Here is a 14,482-nt window from a genome sequence, read left to right on the forward strand (position 1 = left end):
GCGGCCCCCGCCGGGCGCTACTGCGGGAGCGCGCGGCGCGCGCCGTCCGCACGCCCCGCCGCGCCCAGCTCCACGCGCGCCGCGAGCACCGCGACGCCCTGCTCGGCGACGACGACGGGGTGGAGCTCGAGCGAGCGGACCTCGGGCAGGTCGTCCGCGAGCACCGAGACGCGTCCGAGCACGTCCTCGAGCGCGGCGACGTCGAGCGCGGGCAGGCCGCGGTAGCCGAAGAGGCGCGCCGAGGTGCGCACGCTGCGCACCATGTCGGCGACGTCGACGTCGGTCAGGGGTGCGACCGCGTGCGCGACGTCGCCCAGCAGGTCCACCGCGTCGCCCGCGAGGCCGAACGAGATGACCGGCCCGAACCGCGGGTCCTCGGCGGTGCGGACCACGCACGCCGCGCCGTTGCGCGCCATCGCCTGCACCTCGAACGGCTGCCCCGCGGCCGACGGCCCGAGGTGGGCCTTCATCTGGGCGAGGGCCTCGCGCAGCGCGACCGGTCCCGCGACGTCGAGCCGCACGCCGCCGAGGTCGATCCGGTGCCGCAGCTGCGCGACGGTGCTCTTGAGCGCGACGGGCCAGCCGAGCTCCTCGGCGGCGGCGACGGCCTCGTCCTCGTCGTGGACGCGGCGCGTGGGCCACACCGGGATCCCGTAGCAGGCGAGCAGCTCGCGTGCGGCGGCCTGGTCGAGCGGCACGCCACCCTCGGGGCCCGTGCCGGCCGCGCCGTCCGCGCCGCCGTCGTCGCCGTCGGGCTGCGCTCCCCCCTGCGGGGACGCCTCGAGCGCCGCCAGCACGAGCCGTCGCGCGGCCGCGCGGTCGATGCCGGGCGGGTCGAGCGGCTGGCCGTGGTCGCGGCCACGCCAGGCGGCGTGCCGGGCCGCCGCGGCGAGCGCGACGACGCCGTCCTCGGGTGCCGCGTACGCCGGGACGGTCCGGGGCTCGCCGTCGGCGTCGGGCGCCGTGAGCTCGGCCGTCACGCCGCTCAGGCCGAGCACGCACGCGACCGTGGTCCGGCCGGACCCCGCGGCCGCGCGTGCGACGGCCGCGGCGATCCGCGGGTCCGGGGCACCGAGCGTGGGCACGTGCGCGACGACCACGGCGTCGACGCCCTGGTCGGCGTAGACGGCGGCCAGGGTCGCGTCGAGGCGCGCCATCTCCTCGTCGGACTCCCCCGCCGCGAGGATCGCCCGCCGGTCGACCACGGTGAGCCCCGCGGACGCCGCCGCCTCGGCGACGAGCGCCGCGAGCGACTCCGAGCCCGTGAGCACGGCCACCCGTCGGCCCGCGGGCACGGGCTGGTGCACGAGGAGCTGGGCCACGTCGAGCAGCTGGTGCTGGCTGTCGACCCGCACGACGCCGGCCTGCCGCAGGATCTCGTCGAGCGCCCTGCGGGGCACCCGCGTCGAGCGGACCGCGTGCCCCGCGGGCACGACGTGACCCGACCGGCCCGCGGTGAGCACGACGACGGGCTTCGCGGCGGCCAGGCGCCGGGCGACGCGCGTGAACTTGCGCGGGTTGCCGATCGACTCGAGGTAGAGGCCGACGACGGACGTCGCCTCGTCCTCCGTCCAGAACTGCATGAGGTCGTTGCCCGAGACGTCCGCGCGGTTGCCCGACGACACGAACGTCGACAGGCCGAGGCCGCGGCGCCGGGCCGAGGCGAGCATGCCGACCGCGAGCGGCGCGGACTGGCAGAACAGCGCGAGGCGGCCCGGCTGCGGCACGACCGGGGTGAGCGACGCGTTGACCGTCGGCTCGTCGGCGGCGACGCCGTGCCGGAAGAACCCGAAGGACGCCGGACCGAGCACGCGCATGCCGATCCCGTGCGCCGTGTGGACCAGGTCCCGCTGGTGCGCGAGGCCGTCCGGCCCGGTCTCGGCGAACCCGCGCGACAGGACGACGACGGCGTGGGCGCCGAGCCGCGCGCACCGGCGGACGACGCCCGCGGCGGCCTCGGCCGCGACGGCGAGGACGAGCAGGTCGACCGGGCCGGGCACCGCGGCGACGTCGGGCCAGTGCTGCACCGCGGGCGCGCCGGGCACGTCCTGCGCGACCTCCGCCGCGTCGCCCAGGCCCACGGCGTGCACCGCGGGGCGCGCCACGGCGGGGGCGTCGGACGGCGCGCCCGCCCCGAGGAGGTGGTCGACGACCGCGAGCGCCTGGGGGCGGGTCTCCGCGCCGCCGTCGGTCACCACCAGCACCGACCGGGGCGTGAGCAGCGTCCGGACGCTGCGCGCCTCGGCGCGGTGCTCGCGGTCCGCCATGACGGCGAGGGACCGCTCGGTCGGGTCGAGGTCGACCGACACGGTGACGATGCCGTCGTCGAGGTGCTGGCTCACGGCGTAGCCGGCGACGCGGAACACCGCGAGCATCGCGCCGTTCTGCGGCAGCACCTCGGCCGTGAACCGGCGGATGCCGCGCTCGCGCGCCGCGGCGGCGATGTGCTCGAGGAGCACCGAGCCGAGCCCGCGGCCGTGGTGGTCGTCGGCGACGTTGAAGGCGACCTCGGCCTCGCCCGGGCCCGTCCGGTCGTACCGGGCCACGGCGATGATGCGCTCGCCCGCGTCCTCGTCGGCGACCGCGACGAGCGCGACGCGGTCGTGGTGGTCGACCTGCGTGAAGCGCGAGAGGTCCCGCTCAGGCAGCCGCTCGAGCGGCGCGAAGAAGCGGAAGTAGGTCGAGCGCTCGGACTGGCGCACGTGGAACGCCTGGAGGCGGTCGGCGTCGCCCGGGAGGATCGGCCGCACGCGCGCCGTGCCCCCGTCGCGGAGCACGACGTCGGCCTCCCAGTGGCGGGGGTAGCCGGCCGGCTCGGCAGGCGGGGACGCCGGCTGCGGTGTGGGGGCCGCCGCGTCGCTCACCGGTCCAGGCTAGCCGCCGGGCGCGTCGGTGGACGGGTGTCCCCCGGCCAGCAGCGACAATGGGGACGCGTGCGGCCCCGTCGGGCCGCCGGCCCGCACCACCCGCACGCCCCAGCACGACCGACCTGACGAGGAGCCTCGCCGATGGCCCGCCGCACCCCGGACGCCCCGAGCGGACCCGTCGAGGAGACGATCGTCGACATCGACGTCGCGGCCGAGATGGAGGGCTCGTTCCTCGAGTACGCCTACTCGGTCATCTACGCGCGCGCCCTGCCGGACGCGCGGGACGGCCTCAAGCCGGTCCAGCGCCGCATCCTCTTCCAGATGGCCGACATGGGCCTGCGGCCCGACCGCGCGTACGTCAAGAGCGCACGCGTCGTCGGCGAGGTCATGGGCAAGCTGCACCCCCATGGCGACAGCCCCATCTACGACGCCCTGGTGCGCCTCGCCCAGCCGTTCTCCCTGCGGCTGCCGCTCGTCGACGGGCACGGCAACTTCGGCTCGCTCGACGACGGGCCGGCGGCGCCGCGGTACACCGAGGCTCGCCTCGCGGCCGCGGCGATGGCGATGGTCGCGGACCTCGACGAGGACGTCGTCGACTTCGTGCCGAACTACGACAACAAGCTGACCCAGCCCGAGGTCCTGCCCGCCGCGATCCCCAACCTGCTCGTCAACGGCACGTCGGGCATCGCCGTGGGCATGGCGACCAACATGGCCCCGCACAACCTCGTCGAGGTCGTGGCGGCCGCGCGGCACCTCGTCGCGCACCCGCACGCGTCGCTCGAGGACCTCATGCGCTTCGTGCCCGGGCCCGACCTGCCGGGCGGCGGCAAGATCGTCGGCCTCGAGGGCGTGCGCGACGCGTACCGCACGGGCCGCGGCAGCTTCCGCACGCGCGCGACGGCGAAGGTCGAGAACGTCACGCCGCGCCGCAAGGGCATCGTCGTGACCGAGCTGCCCTACCTCGTCGGCCCGGAGAAGGTGATCGAGAAGATCAAGGAGGGCGTGCAGGCGAAGAAGCTCCAGGGCATCACCGCCGTCACGGACCTCACCGACCGTCAGCACGGGCTGCGCCTGCTCATCGAGGTCAAGAGCGGGTTCGACCCCGAGGTCGTGCTCGAGCACCTCTACCGGTACACGCCGATGGAGGACTCCTTCGGGATCAACAACGTCGCGCTCGTCGACGGCCAGCCGCGCACGCTCGGCCTGCGGGACATGCTCGAGGTCTGGGTGAGCCACCGGATCACGGTCGTGCGCCGGCGCTCCGAGCACCGGCTCGCGAAGCGCCGCGAGCGGCTGCACCTCGTCGAGGGCCTGCTCGTCGCGATCCTCGACATCGACGAGGTCATCCAGGTGATCCGCGCGTCGGACACGGCCGAGGTCGCGCGGGAGCGGCTCATGAGCGTCTTCGACCTGTCGAACCCGCAGGCCGAGTACATCCTCGAGCTGCGCCTGCGCCGCCTCACGAAGTTCTCCCGGATCGAGCTCGAGAAGGAGGCCGAGGAGCTGCGGCGCGAGATCGCCGAGCTCGAGGCCGTCCTCGGCGACGACGCGCGGCTGCGGACGGTCGTGAGCGACGAGATGGCGGAGGTCGCCCGCACGTTCGGCACGCCCCGGCGCACGATCCTGCTCGAGCACGCGGGCGGCACGGGCGTGGTGGGGGCGCCCGCGGCGCGCCAGGCCCCGCTCGAGATCGCCGACACGCCGTGCTGGGCCCTGCTCTCCGGGACGGGCCTGCTCGCGCGCACCGCCGACGACGCCGCGCCCGTGCGCGGCGGCCGCCGCTCCGCGCACGACGTGCTCGCGTCGACCGTCCTCACCTCGACGCGGGGTGAGATCGGCGCCGTGACGACCCGCGGCCGCGTGCTGCGACTGCCCGTCCTCGACCTGCCGGGCATGCCGCCCACCGACGGGCCGCCGTCGCTCTCGGGCGGCGTGCCCGTGAGCGAGGTCCTCGAGCTCGCGGCGGGCGAGCGCGTGCTCGCGCTGGTCGGCCTGGGCGCCGACGCGCCCACGCTGGCCGTCGGCACGGCGGCGGGCGTCGTCAAGCGCGTCGTGAGCGAGCAGGCGCCGGCCCGCGACGCGTGGGACGTCATCGGGCTGCGCGACGGCGACGAGGTCGTGGGTGCCACCACGGTCGGCGACGACGACGAGCTGGTGTTCGTCACGAGCGACGCCCAGCTGCTGCACTTCGGCGCCGCGACCGTCCGGCCCCAGGGCCGGCCCGCCGGCGGCATGGCGGGCGTCAAGCTCGCGCCCGGCGAGCGCGCGGTGTTCTTCGGCGCCGTGCCGGCCGGGACGCCCGAGGCCGTCGTCGTGACCGTCGCGGGGACCTCCGGCGCGCTGCCGGGCACCCAGCCGGGCTCGGCCAAGGTCACGCCGTTCGAGCTCTACCCGGGCAAGGGCCGGGCGACCGGCGGCGTGCGGGCGCAGCGGTTCCTGCGCGGCGAGGACACCCTCCTCCTCGCGTGGGTCGGCGCGGCGCCGGTGCGGGCGACGGGCTCGGCGGGCCAGGCGCTCGACCTCCCTGCGCCCGACCCGCGTCGCGACGGCTCGGGCGTCGCGCTCGCCGCCCCGGTGCACGCGCTGGGCTGAGCGGCGGCCCGTCGGCCCTCACGCTCACGCTGCCTGCGGGTCCGCCCTCAGAGCTCGACGCTGTAGAGGACCTGGCCCTGGGTCGGCTCGTACCCCAGCCGGACGTACAGACCGTGCGCGCCCGTGGGGTTCGCCGTGTCGACGCCGAGGGTCGCGTACTGCATGTCGTCGGCCCGGTAGGCCTCCATCGCGTGGCGCAGGAGCGCCGAGCCGAGCCCTGTGCCGCGCCAGGGGCGCCGCACGCCGAGCAGCTCGGTGGAGCCGCACGTGTAGCCGAGCGGCTCCCAGTCCTGCTCGTAGGCGCCCGAGAGGAGGTAGCCCGCGACGACCGGTGCGTCCGGCGCGTGGTCGTCGCCCGGCTGCCCGCCCTCGGCGAGCGCGACGAAGCTCCACGCCGGACGGAAGTGCGCGTCGTGGCGCCACGTCTCCGGCGTCTGGGGCTCGGAGCCCCAGTGGTCGGCGAAGGCCTCGTTGTGCGCCCGCCGCACGGCGTCGTCGAGCTCGGCCGACCACGGCACGATGCGCACGCCGTCCGGGACGGGCGCGTCCGGGAGCGGTGCCGCGAGGTCGCGGCGCATGCCGGTGTACCAGCGCACCGGGCTGAAGCCCGCGGCGGCCCACAGCCGCCGCTGATCGCGCGCGGCCTCGTCGACGAAGACCGCGAGGCGCGCGGGCAGCTCCTTGCCCGTCTCGACGAGCTTCTGCCGGCCGCGACCCTCGAGCCACGCGGAGACCGCCCGGCCGAGCCCGCGGCCGCGCCACTGCGGGTGCACTCCCCCGCGCAGGAACGCCCGGACCGTCCGGGCGTCACCCGGACGGACCTCGACCAGGCCGTAGGCGCGCAGGGCGCCCGACGCGTCGAAGCCGCCGAGGCTGTCGCGGTGCAGGTCCTTCCATGCGCCCTCGAAGAGCTCGACGACCTCGTCGTGCGACTCGCGCTGGGCCGGGGCGTCGGCCTCCTCGACCGCCTGGACCAGCGCGAACAGCGCGTCCGCGTCGGTCTCCTGGAGCGGTCGCCACGTCAGCTCGAGGTGCGCGGGCGGCAGCTCCAGCACCGCGGGCGCGTCGGCGCGGACGGAGATCGGTTCGAGCGTGCTCACGAGGACAGACCCTAGGCGATGGGCGCCGTCGTCCGGTCCGCCGTCACCCCGACCGGACGGCGCGCCGGCCCGCGCAGGCACCCGGCGTCACGCGTCGATGCGGGCACGGTCCAGCCCGGCGGCGCCGGCGACGATGAAGTCGCGGCGCGGGCCGACGTCCGAGCCCATGAGCAGCTCGAACACGGCCTCGGCGCCGGCGGCGTCCTGCGCGGTGACCCGGCGCAGCGTCCGGTGCCGCGGGTCCATGGTCGTCTCGGCCAGCTGGTCGGCGTCCATCTCCCCCAGGCCCTTGTACCGCTGGATGTCCTCCTTGTACCGGCGGCCCGAGCGCTCGAGCTTCTTGAGCGTCGCCGCGAGCTCGGCCTCCGAGTACGTGTAGACGTACTCGTTCTTGCGCGAGCCTCCCCCGATGACCTCGACCCGGTGCAGGGGCGGCACGGCCGCGTAGACGCGGCCGGCGTCGACGAGCGGACGCATGTACCGGAAGAAGAGCGTGAGCAGCAGCGTGCGGATGTGGGCGCCGTCGACGTCGGCGTCCGTCATGAGCACGATCTTCCCGTAGCGCGCGGCGTCGAGGTCGAAGCTGCGGCCCGAGCCGGCGCCGATCACCTGGATGATCGCGGCGCACTCGGCGTTCTTGAGCATGTCCGAGATGGACGCCTTCTGGACGTTGAGGATCTTGCCGCGGATCGGCAGGAGCGCCTGGAAGTCCGAGCTGCGCGCGAGCTTGGCCGTGCCGAGCGCGCTGTCGCCCTCGACGATGAAGAGCTCGCTGCGGCCGACGTCGTCGCTGCGGCAGTCGGCGAGCTTGGACGGGAGCGCCGAGGTCTCGAGCGCGTTCTTGCGCCGCGAGATCTCCTTCTGCTTGCGCGCCGAGAGCCGCGCGCGCATCTCCGCGACGATCTTGTCCAGGACGAGCGAGGCCTGCGTCTTGAGGTCGCGCTTGGGGGACGTGAGCAGCGCGGTGAGCTCGGTCTCGACGACCTTCGCGACGATGCCGCGCACGGGACCCGTGCCGAGGACCTCCTTCGTCTGGCCCTCGAACTGCGGCTCCGCGAGCCGGACCGTGAGCACCGCCGTCAGCCCCGCGAGGATGTCGTCCTTCTCGATCCGCTCGGACGTGTCCTTCGTCGAGACCTTGAGCCGGCGGGCGTTGAGCTCGACCTGCTTGCGCACCGTCTTGACGAGCGCCTGCTCGAGCCCGGCGAGGTGCGTGCCGCCCTTGGGCGTCGAGATGATGTTGACGAACGTGCGCATCTCGGTCTCGTAGCCCGTGCCCCAGCGCAGGGCGACGTCGACCTCGCACTCGCGCGTGACCTCCTGCGAGGTGAGGTGGCCGCGGCCGTCGAGCACCGGCACCGTCTCGGTGAACGTGCCCGAGCCCGTGAGGCGCCACGTGTCCGTCACCGGGGTGTCCGGCGCGAGGAACTCGACGAAGTCGACGGTGCCGCCGTGGTGCACGAAGGTCTCCTCGTGCGGGCCGTCGGCCCCGGGCGTGCCCGGCAGGCCGCGCTCGTCGCGCACCGTGACCGTCAGGCCCGGGACGAGGAAGGTCGTCTGCCGGACGCGCGAGACGAGCTCGTCGTACGAGAAGACCGCGGTGCGCGGGAAGACCTGGCGGTCGGCCCAGTAGCGCACGCGCGTCCCCGTGCGGCCGCGCGCGACCTTGCCCACGACCGCGAGCTCGGACGCGTCGACGAAGGGGGTGAACGGCGCGTCCGGGTCGACACGGCCCGCGGGGTCGGAGAACACGCCGGGCTCGCCGCGGTGGAAGGTCATGCGGTGGGTCTTCCCCCCGCGGTCCACCTCGACGTCGAGCCGCGAGGAGAGCGCGTTGACGACGCTCGCGCCGACGCCGTGCAGGCCGCCCGAGGCGGCGTAGGAGCCGCCGCCGAACTTGCCGCCCGCGTGCAGCTTGGTGAAGACCACCTCGACGCCCGTGAGGCCCGTCTTGGGCTCGACGTCGACCGGGATGCCGCGCCCGTTGTCCCGCACCTCGACCGACGCGTCCGCGTGGAGCACGATGTCGATCCGGTCGCAGTGCCCGCCCAGCGCCTCGTCGACCGAGTTGTCGATGATCTCCCAGAGGCAGTGCATCAGGCCGCGCGAGTCGGTCGTCCCGATGTACATGCCGGGTCGCTTCCGCACCGCCTCGAGCCCCTCGAGGACGGAGAGGTGGCGGGCGGTATAGCTGGACTCGGACACCGTGCTGGTCACTCGACGAGGGTAGACGCTCCCCCGGACACGGCCCGGGAGGCGCGGCCGCCCGCGGCCCCCACGAGCGCGCGCCCGCGGCGCGGGCGGCTGCTCCGCCCGGGCCCGTCACCGCGTACCGATGCGGTCACGGTCGGGTCACGGTGAGGTCGCGCCGTGCGGGGCAAGGGACGAAGGGACTACGCGGTGAGCGAATTCGGCCCGGTCCGGCGGGCTGGTGTCCCCGGCGGGTGGTTCTATGGAGCGGTGACCACGACACAGACCTCCCCGTTGACCGCAGCCGACCGCTGCGACCGCTGCGGTGCTCAGGCATACGTGCGCGTCGTCCTGCCGAGCGGCGAGCTCCTCTTCTGCGCGCACCACGCGCGCCGGCACGCCGCCGCCTTCGCCGACGTCGCCGTCCACGTCCAGGACGAGACGGACCGCCTGCGCGAGGAGCACGGCGCCGCGGCCCTGCGCTGACCCGACCTCGACGAGGGGCCCGGCACGGTTCGTCCGTGCCGGGCCCCACGTCGGACCCACGCCAGCCGCGGCCGACCGGCCCCCCCACGCCCGACGCGTCCCAGGAGGACCGGCCGTGGACCTGGTGACCCCGCTCGTCGGCCTCGCGATCCTCGTCGGGCTCGTGGGCATCGTCGTGCCCGTCCTGCCCGGCTCGCTCCTCATCGCCGCCGCCGTGCTCGTGTGGGCCATCGACGCCGAGGAGGCCGCCGGGTGGGTGGTCTTCGCCGTCGTGGGCCTGCTCCTCGCGGCCGGCTGGGCCGCGACCTACGTCGTGGCGGGCCGACGGGTCTCCGGGGCGGGCGTCCCACGCCGGTCGCTCGTCGTCGCGGGCCTCGCCGGGATCGTGGGCTTCTTCGTCATCCCGGTCGCGGGGCTGCTGATCTTCTTCCCGCTCGGGCTCTTCGGCATGGAGTACCTGCGCCTGCGCGACGTCGCCCAGGCGCGGCGCTCCGCCGTGCTCGCCCTCAAGGCGACGGCGCTCGGCATGCTCGTCGAGCTCGGCCTCGCCTGCGCCGCCGCGGCGGTGTGGCTCGTCGCGGTGCTCGTCGGCGTGGGGGCCTGAGCGGGCGGTCGCACCACCGGGCCGGGACGCGCGGGGGCGCCGCGGCGCACCGTGCCCGAGGGACGCCGGTGTCCTCGGGCGGCGGCACGTCCCTCAGGAGCTCCGACTGCGCTCGTGGCGGGCGTCGGTGACGACGAGCGCGACCCCGCCGACGAGCGCGAGGACCGCGATCGTCACGAGCACGGGGTCGGCGTGACCGTCCCGGACCGCGAGGCCCGCGACGGTCACCGCCCACACCACGGCACAGACCAGCAGCAGCCTGCCGGTCCAGCGGCGGACCACCTCAGTCGAGGTAGTCGCGCAGCACCTGCGACCGGCTCGGGTGGCGCAGCTTCGACATGGTCTTCGACTCGATCTGCCGGATCCGCTCGCGCGTGACTCCGTAGACCTTGCCGATCTCGTCGAGCGTCTTCGGCTGACCGTCGGTCAGCCCGAACCGCATCGAGACGACGCCGGCCTCGCGCTCCGAGAGCGTGTCGAGCACCTGGTGCAGCTGCTCCTGCAGGAGCGTGAAGCTCACCGCGTCCGCGGGCACGACCGCCTCGGAGTCCTCGATGAGGTCGCCGAACTCGCTGTCGCCGTCCTCGCCGAGGGGCGTGTGCAGCGAGATGGGCTCGCGACCGTACTTCTGGACCTCGACGACCTTCTCGGGCGTCATGTCGAGCTCCTTGGCGAGCTCCTCGGGCGTGGGCTCGCGGCCCAGGTCCTGGAGCATCTGCCGCTGGACCCGGGCGAGCTTGTTGATGACCTCGACCATGTGCACCGGGATGCGGATGGTCCGCGCCTGGTCCGCCATGGCGCGCGTGATCGCCTGGCGGATCCACCACGTGGCGTAGGTCGAGAACTTGTAGCCCTTGGTGTAGTCGAACTTCTCGACCGCGCGGATGAGACCGAGGTTGCCCTCCTGGATGAGGTCCAGGAAGAGCATGCCGCGGCCCGTGTACCGCTTGGCGAGCGACACGACGAGGCGCAGGTTGGCCTCGAGCAGGTGGTTCTTGGCCCGACGGCCGTCGGACGCGATCCACTCGAGCTCGCGCCGCAGCTTGGGCTCGAGCTTCGGGTTCGCCGCGAGCTTCTCGTCCGCGAACAGGCCGGCCTCGATGCGCTTGGCGAGCTCGACCTCCTGCTCGGCGTTGAGGAGGGCGACCTTGCCGATCTGCTTGAGGTAGTCCTTGACCGGGTCCGCCGTGGCACCGGCCGTGACGACCTGCTGGGCCGGGGCGTCGTCGTCGTCGGCGTCGGAGTACGTGAAGCCGGCGTCCTCGGTCTCCTCCTCCGCGGCCGCGGCGGCAGGCGCGGGGGCCTTCGTCTCGGCCTCGGGGTCCGTCTCCGTCTCGTCGGCGGCGACCTCGTCCTCGACGGTCTCGACCTCCGCGTCGACCTCGTCGACCACGACCTCCTCGGCGACGACCTCGTCCTCGGCCGGCTCGGCCTCGAGGTCGTCGTCGCTCTCGTCGACGTCGTCCGTGTCGGGGCGCGACGCGGCCGCGGCGGACTTCTTCGCGGCTGCGGCGCCGACGGCGGCCTTCGCCGGGCCCGTCTTCGCCGCGCCCTTGGCCGCGGTGGCCTTGGCGGTGGGCTTGGCCGCCGCCTTGGCGGCGGGCTTCGCCGCGCCGGCCTCGGGGGCCAGCGCGGTGGTGGTGGTCGATCGGCGCGCGGCGGCCGCGGCGACCGCGGGACGCGCCGGGACGGCGTCGCTCACGGCGACGCCGGCGTCGGCCAGGCCGCGCAGCACCCGCTTGAGGCGTGCCGGGGCCACGTCGGCGACCTCGCAGGCAGCCCTGAGGTCGGCCGCGGCCACGGTGCCGTGGGTGCGGCCGACGCGCACGAGCTCCTGCAGGGCAGGGTGCTCGAACTCGCGCGGGAGGGAGGGAACAGAGGAGAGGGATGACACGAAGAACCTTTCGGCAGCGCCAGGCTCGCAGAGACGGTCCGGGAGTAGACGGACATTGTAACGTCCGGAGGGTCCCGATCCATGCCCGACGAGCCGTCCGGGTGACGTCCGGGCCGCCCCGGGACGACCGTCGGGCCGCTCGCGCGAGGGATCGCCCGGGCCCGCGCGCGGCGCCCTGAGCAGCGGCGTCGCGCCCGACGGGTCAGGCCGTCGAGGGCTTCACCGCGAGGACGGGGCACGGCGCGTCGAGCAGGATCCGCTGCGCGTTGGAGCCGAGGAGCAGCTTGCCGACCGGGCTTCGACGCCGCAGGCCGATGACGATGAGCTCGGCGCCCGACTCCTGCGCGGCGTCGATGATCTCCTCGGCGACGTCCCGGCCCTTGCCGGTGAGACGCACCTCGTGCTCGACGCCGCTGGACGCGAGCCGGGTCCGGACCTCCTCGGCGGCGCTCTCGACGTCGGGCGCGTCGCTGCCGAAGCGGTTGCCGCGCTCGCTGAGGATCACGACGAGGTGCACCCCCCGGCTCCGCGCCTCCTCGGTCGCCGCCTCGAGCGCCGCGGCGCCCTCCGGGGTGGCCACGTAGCCCACCACCACGCTCATCGATGCTCCTTCGGACGAGTGACGAGGCCCACGGCTCGCCACCGACCGTACCGGATCGGCGCGCCCGCGCCCCCGGGACCGCGGCGGCACCCTGGACGCCCCGCTGCGACGACCGCGAGGGCGCTCCCCGGCGACCCGGCACCCGCCTCGTCCTCCCCTCCGCCCCGCGGACGGCCCCTCAGGCCGTCGACCGACGGATCCAGCCCGGCGGCAGGCCGGCGGCGAGCGCCTCGTCGACCAGGAGGGCGAGGCGGTAGCCCGGCTCGGACCTCAGGGCGCGGTCGACCAGCACAGCGGCGCGGGCGCCGTCGCCCTGCCACCACGCGAGCACGCCGAGCAGCGTGAGCGCCGGGCCCTGCCCGCGGCGCGCGCTGTGCGCGACGACCTGCTCGAGCAGGACCGTGGAGGCCGCGGCGAGCACCGGGTCCGGCGCGACCCCGGGCCGGGGCTCGAAGATCGCGGCGAGCACCGCCGCCACGCCGGTCGAGTCGCCGGCCACGAGCCGGTCGGCCGCGCGGGCCGAGCCCGGCACGAAGCCGAGGAGGGCGGCGTCGCGGCACAGCACGTCGGCGAGGAACGCCTGGAGCCTGCCGGCGACGACGGGCTCCAGGGGGCCCGGGGCGGGCCGGCCGCGCGCCGCCCCCCGTCCCGTCGCGGTCCCCGTACGCACGCCGGCGTCCATCGCCGCGACCGCATGCTCGACCTCGGCCCGCCACAGCGCGAGCCCCTCCCGGCGCCAGGCGTGCAGCTCGCCGGGGTCCACGGCGCCCTCGACCCGGCGCGACCACCGCTGCGCGGCGCGACGCGCGGCGCGCCGGGCGGGCTCGGACGCCGGGGGGATGCGACCCACGTCGTCCCTCGACGGCAGCACCGCGGCCCCCGAGAGCACCATCTCCGCGCCGACCCGGGTCGACGCGAGCTCCTCGAGCGGGCGGCCCTCGCCGGGGCAGCAGCCGGGGTCGGCGCAGTCCGGCGCGTAGTAGCCCCCGGGCCCGACGACCCAGCAGTCGACCTGGCCGAAGAGGTGCGCCGCGGCGTCCCCGACGACCGCCCGCACGTCGCGCACGAGCCCCGCGGCCGCGGCCCGCGAGCGCCCGGGGTAGAGCACGAGGACCGCGCGGGTCGCGCCGTCCTCCTCGAGGTGCCGGACGACCGAGCGCGCCACGTGGCCGCCGTGCTCGGGGTCCGCGACGTCCGCGAGGTCGACCCGCGCCACGAGACCCACGCGCGACCGCTCGCCACGCAGGCTGAGCAGGACGGCGCTCTCGGTCGGCTGGAACCCCAGCTGGAACGGGATGAGCGAGAGGAGCTCGCGGGGCTCGGAGGTGCGGATCGTCGTCGGCATGCGCCCATCGCAGCCGGTCCCCGCCGCCCCGCGCCGGACGGACCCCGCGGGCTGTGGACGAGGCGCGGCTGTGGACGAGGCGCCGCGGCGGACCGGCACCGGCACCGTGCACGGCGCCGGGCGGGCGGGCGTGCCCCGTGCAGCGACGGGCCGTGCCCCCGGGGCGCCCACCGGCCCGGCGCGGGCTACCGTGGGTCCATGGCCCACGCCGGCACGTCGAGCGTCCGAGACGTGGCCCCGAGCACCCCGCGTGCGCGGGCCGCGCTCGCCGCGGCGACCGCCGCGCTCCTGCTGGTCACGGGCACCGCGGCGTGCGGCCAGGACGCGCCGCAGGAGACCCCGACCGTCGCCGCTCCCGCACCCACGGCCACGCCCGCGCCGCCCGAGCCCGCACCGGCCGACGAGGGCGAGCCCCTCGTCACGGCGGCGCCGGACGAACACTCGGAGGTCGGCGCCCTCGTCGCCGGGTTCCCCACGGACCTGCTGCCCGTGCCGCCGGACGCCGTCGTGCTCGTGACCTCCGCCGTACCGGTCGGCGACGCCGAGGTGCAGGAGGTCTCGCTCAACCTGCGGACCGCCGCCGCGGTGCAGGACGTCGTCGCGCTCTACCGCGGCGCGCTCACGGAGGCAGGGTTCACCGAGGTGCCGCCGTCCGCGCTCGCCACCACGGACCTCGCCGCGGAGGTGACGTTCGTCCGGTCGGGCGGCGACGAGCTCGTCTCCATCGGCGTCGTCGACGACGGCAGCGCGCGCACGGTCACGGTCGGCGGACGGGTGCGGACGCCCGCCTGACCGCCCGTAGG

General features: G+C 75.9%; 11 protein-coding genes. 4 read left to right on the top strand and 7 right to left on the bottom strand.

Annotated features, from left to right (window positions below; translation table 11 throughout):
* Nucleotides 1–17: 17 nt before the first annotated feature.
* Nucleotides 18–2,864, bottom strand: a complete 2,847-nt coding sequence (locus tag JIG38_RS12900; RefSeq protein WP_199424221.1) for a GNAT family N-acetyltransferase — start codon at nt 2,862–2,864, stop codon at nt 18–20.
* A gap of 144 nt (nt 2,865–3,008) precedes the next feature.
* On the opposite strand from JIG38_RS12900, the gene JIG38_RS12905 reads away from it, so the two are divergent.
* Complete coding sequence (locus tag JIG38_RS12905; protein WP_199424222.1) at nt 3,009–5,459, top strand: DNA gyrase/topoisomerase IV subunit A; 2,451 nt, start codon at nt 3,009–3,011, stop codon at nt 5,457–5,459.
* 47 nt (nt 5,460–5,506) lie between these two features.
* On the opposite strand, the gene JIG38_RS12910 is transcribed toward JIG38_RS12905, so the two are convergent.
* Together JIG38_RS12910 and JIG38_RS12915 are read right to left on the bottom strand one after the other, a co-directional pair.
* The gene (locus JIG38_RS12910) at nt 5,507–6,559 is read right to left on the bottom strand and encodes a GNAT family N-acetyltransferase (protein WP_307844900.1); all 1,053 of its coding nucleotides are present in this window, start codon (nt 6,557–6,559) and stop codon (nt 5,507–5,509) included.
* Nucleotides 6,560–6,646: 87 nt separating this feature from the next.
* Nucleotides 6,647–8,776: a DNA gyrase/topoisomerase IV subunit B gene (locus JIG38_RS12915; protein ID WP_199424223.1), complete on the bottom strand. Its 2,130-nt coding sequence runs from the start codon at nt 8,774–8,776 to the stop codon at nt 6,647–6,649.
* A gap of 243 nt (nt 8,777–9,019) precedes the next feature.
* Here JIG38_RS12915 and JIG38_RS12920 point away from each other — a divergent pair, with 243 nt between their 5' ends.
* On the top strand, nt 9,020–9,235 hold the full coding sequence (locus JIG38_RS12920) for a DUF7455 domain-containing protein (protein ID WP_199424224.1): 216 nt from the start codon (nt 9,020–9,022) through the stop codon (nt 9,233–9,235).
* A gap of 115 nt (nt 9,236–9,350) precedes the next feature.
* Nucleotides 9,351–9,839, top strand: a complete 489-nt coding sequence (locus JIG38_RS12925; RefSeq protein WP_199424225.1) for a DUF456 domain-containing protein — start codon at nt 9,351–9,353, stop codon at nt 9,837–9,839.
* Nucleotides 9,840–9,932: 93 nt separating this feature from the next.
* Here the strand turns inward: JIG38_RS12925 and JIG38_RS12930 are convergent, their stop codons facing one another.
* The 4 genes from JIG38_RS12930 to JIG38_RS12945 all read right to left on the bottom strand — a co-directional run bounded on the left by JIG38_RS12930 (nt 9,933) and on the right by JIG38_RS12945 (nt 13,679).
* The gene (locus tag JIG38_RS12930; RefSeq protein WP_199424226.1) at nt 9,933–10,121 is read right to left on the bottom strand and encodes a hypothetical protein; all 189 of its coding nucleotides are present in this window, start codon (nt 10,119–10,121) and stop codon (nt 9,933–9,935) included.
* Between the two features lies 1 nt (nt 10,122).
* Nucleotides 10,123–11,733 carry an RNA polymerase sigma factor gene (locus tag JIG38_RS12935; RefSeq protein WP_199424227.1) on the bottom strand — a complete coding sequence of 537 codons (1,611 nt, stop codon included), beginning with the start codon at nt 11,731–11,733 and terminating at the stop codon, nt 10,123–10,125.
* Between the two features lie 202 nt (nt 11,734–11,935).
* Entirely contained in the window at nt 11,936–12,334 is a 399-nt protein-coding gene (locus tag JIG38_RS12940; RefSeq protein WP_199424228.1) for a universal stress protein, read from the bottom strand.
* A gap of 178 nt (nt 12,335–12,512) precedes the next feature.
* Nucleotides 12,513–13,679, bottom strand: a complete 1,167-nt coding sequence (locus JIG38_RS12945; protein WP_199424229.1) for a DUF4192 domain-containing protein — start codon at nt 13,677–13,679, stop codon at nt 12,513–12,515.
* A 231-nt stretch (nt 13,680–13,910) separates the two neighbouring features.
* Here JIG38_RS12945 and JIG38_RS12950 point away from each other — a divergent pair, with 231 nt between their 5' ends.
* Complete coding sequence (locus JIG38_RS12950) at nt 13,911–14,471, top strand: hypothetical protein (protein ID WP_199424230.1); 561 nt, start codon at nt 13,911–13,913, stop codon at nt 14,469–14,471.
* Nucleotides 14,472–14,482: the final 11 nt, after the last annotated feature.

The organism is Actinotalea solisilvae, assembly GCF_016464425.1.
In the GTDB taxonomy this organism is placed as follows: domain Bacteria; phylum Actinomycetota; class Actinomycetes; order Actinomycetales; family Cellulomonadaceae; genus Actinotalea; species Actinotalea solisilvae.

Bases quoted from the DNA above. Each gene is read 5' to 3' on its own strand.
- JIG38_RS12905 (WP_199424222.1), top strand. From the start codon at position 3,009: ATGGCCCGCCGCACCCCGGACGCCCCGAGCGGACCCGTCGAGGAGACG.
- JIG38_RS12940 (WP_199424228.1), bottom strand. From the start codon at position 12,334: ATGAGCGTGGTGGTGGGCTACGTGGCCACCCCGGAGGGCGCCGCGGCG.
- JIG38_RS12945 (WP_199424229.1), bottom strand. From the start codon at position 13,679: ATGCCGACGACGATCCGCACCTCCGAGCCCCGCGAGCTCCTCTCGCTC.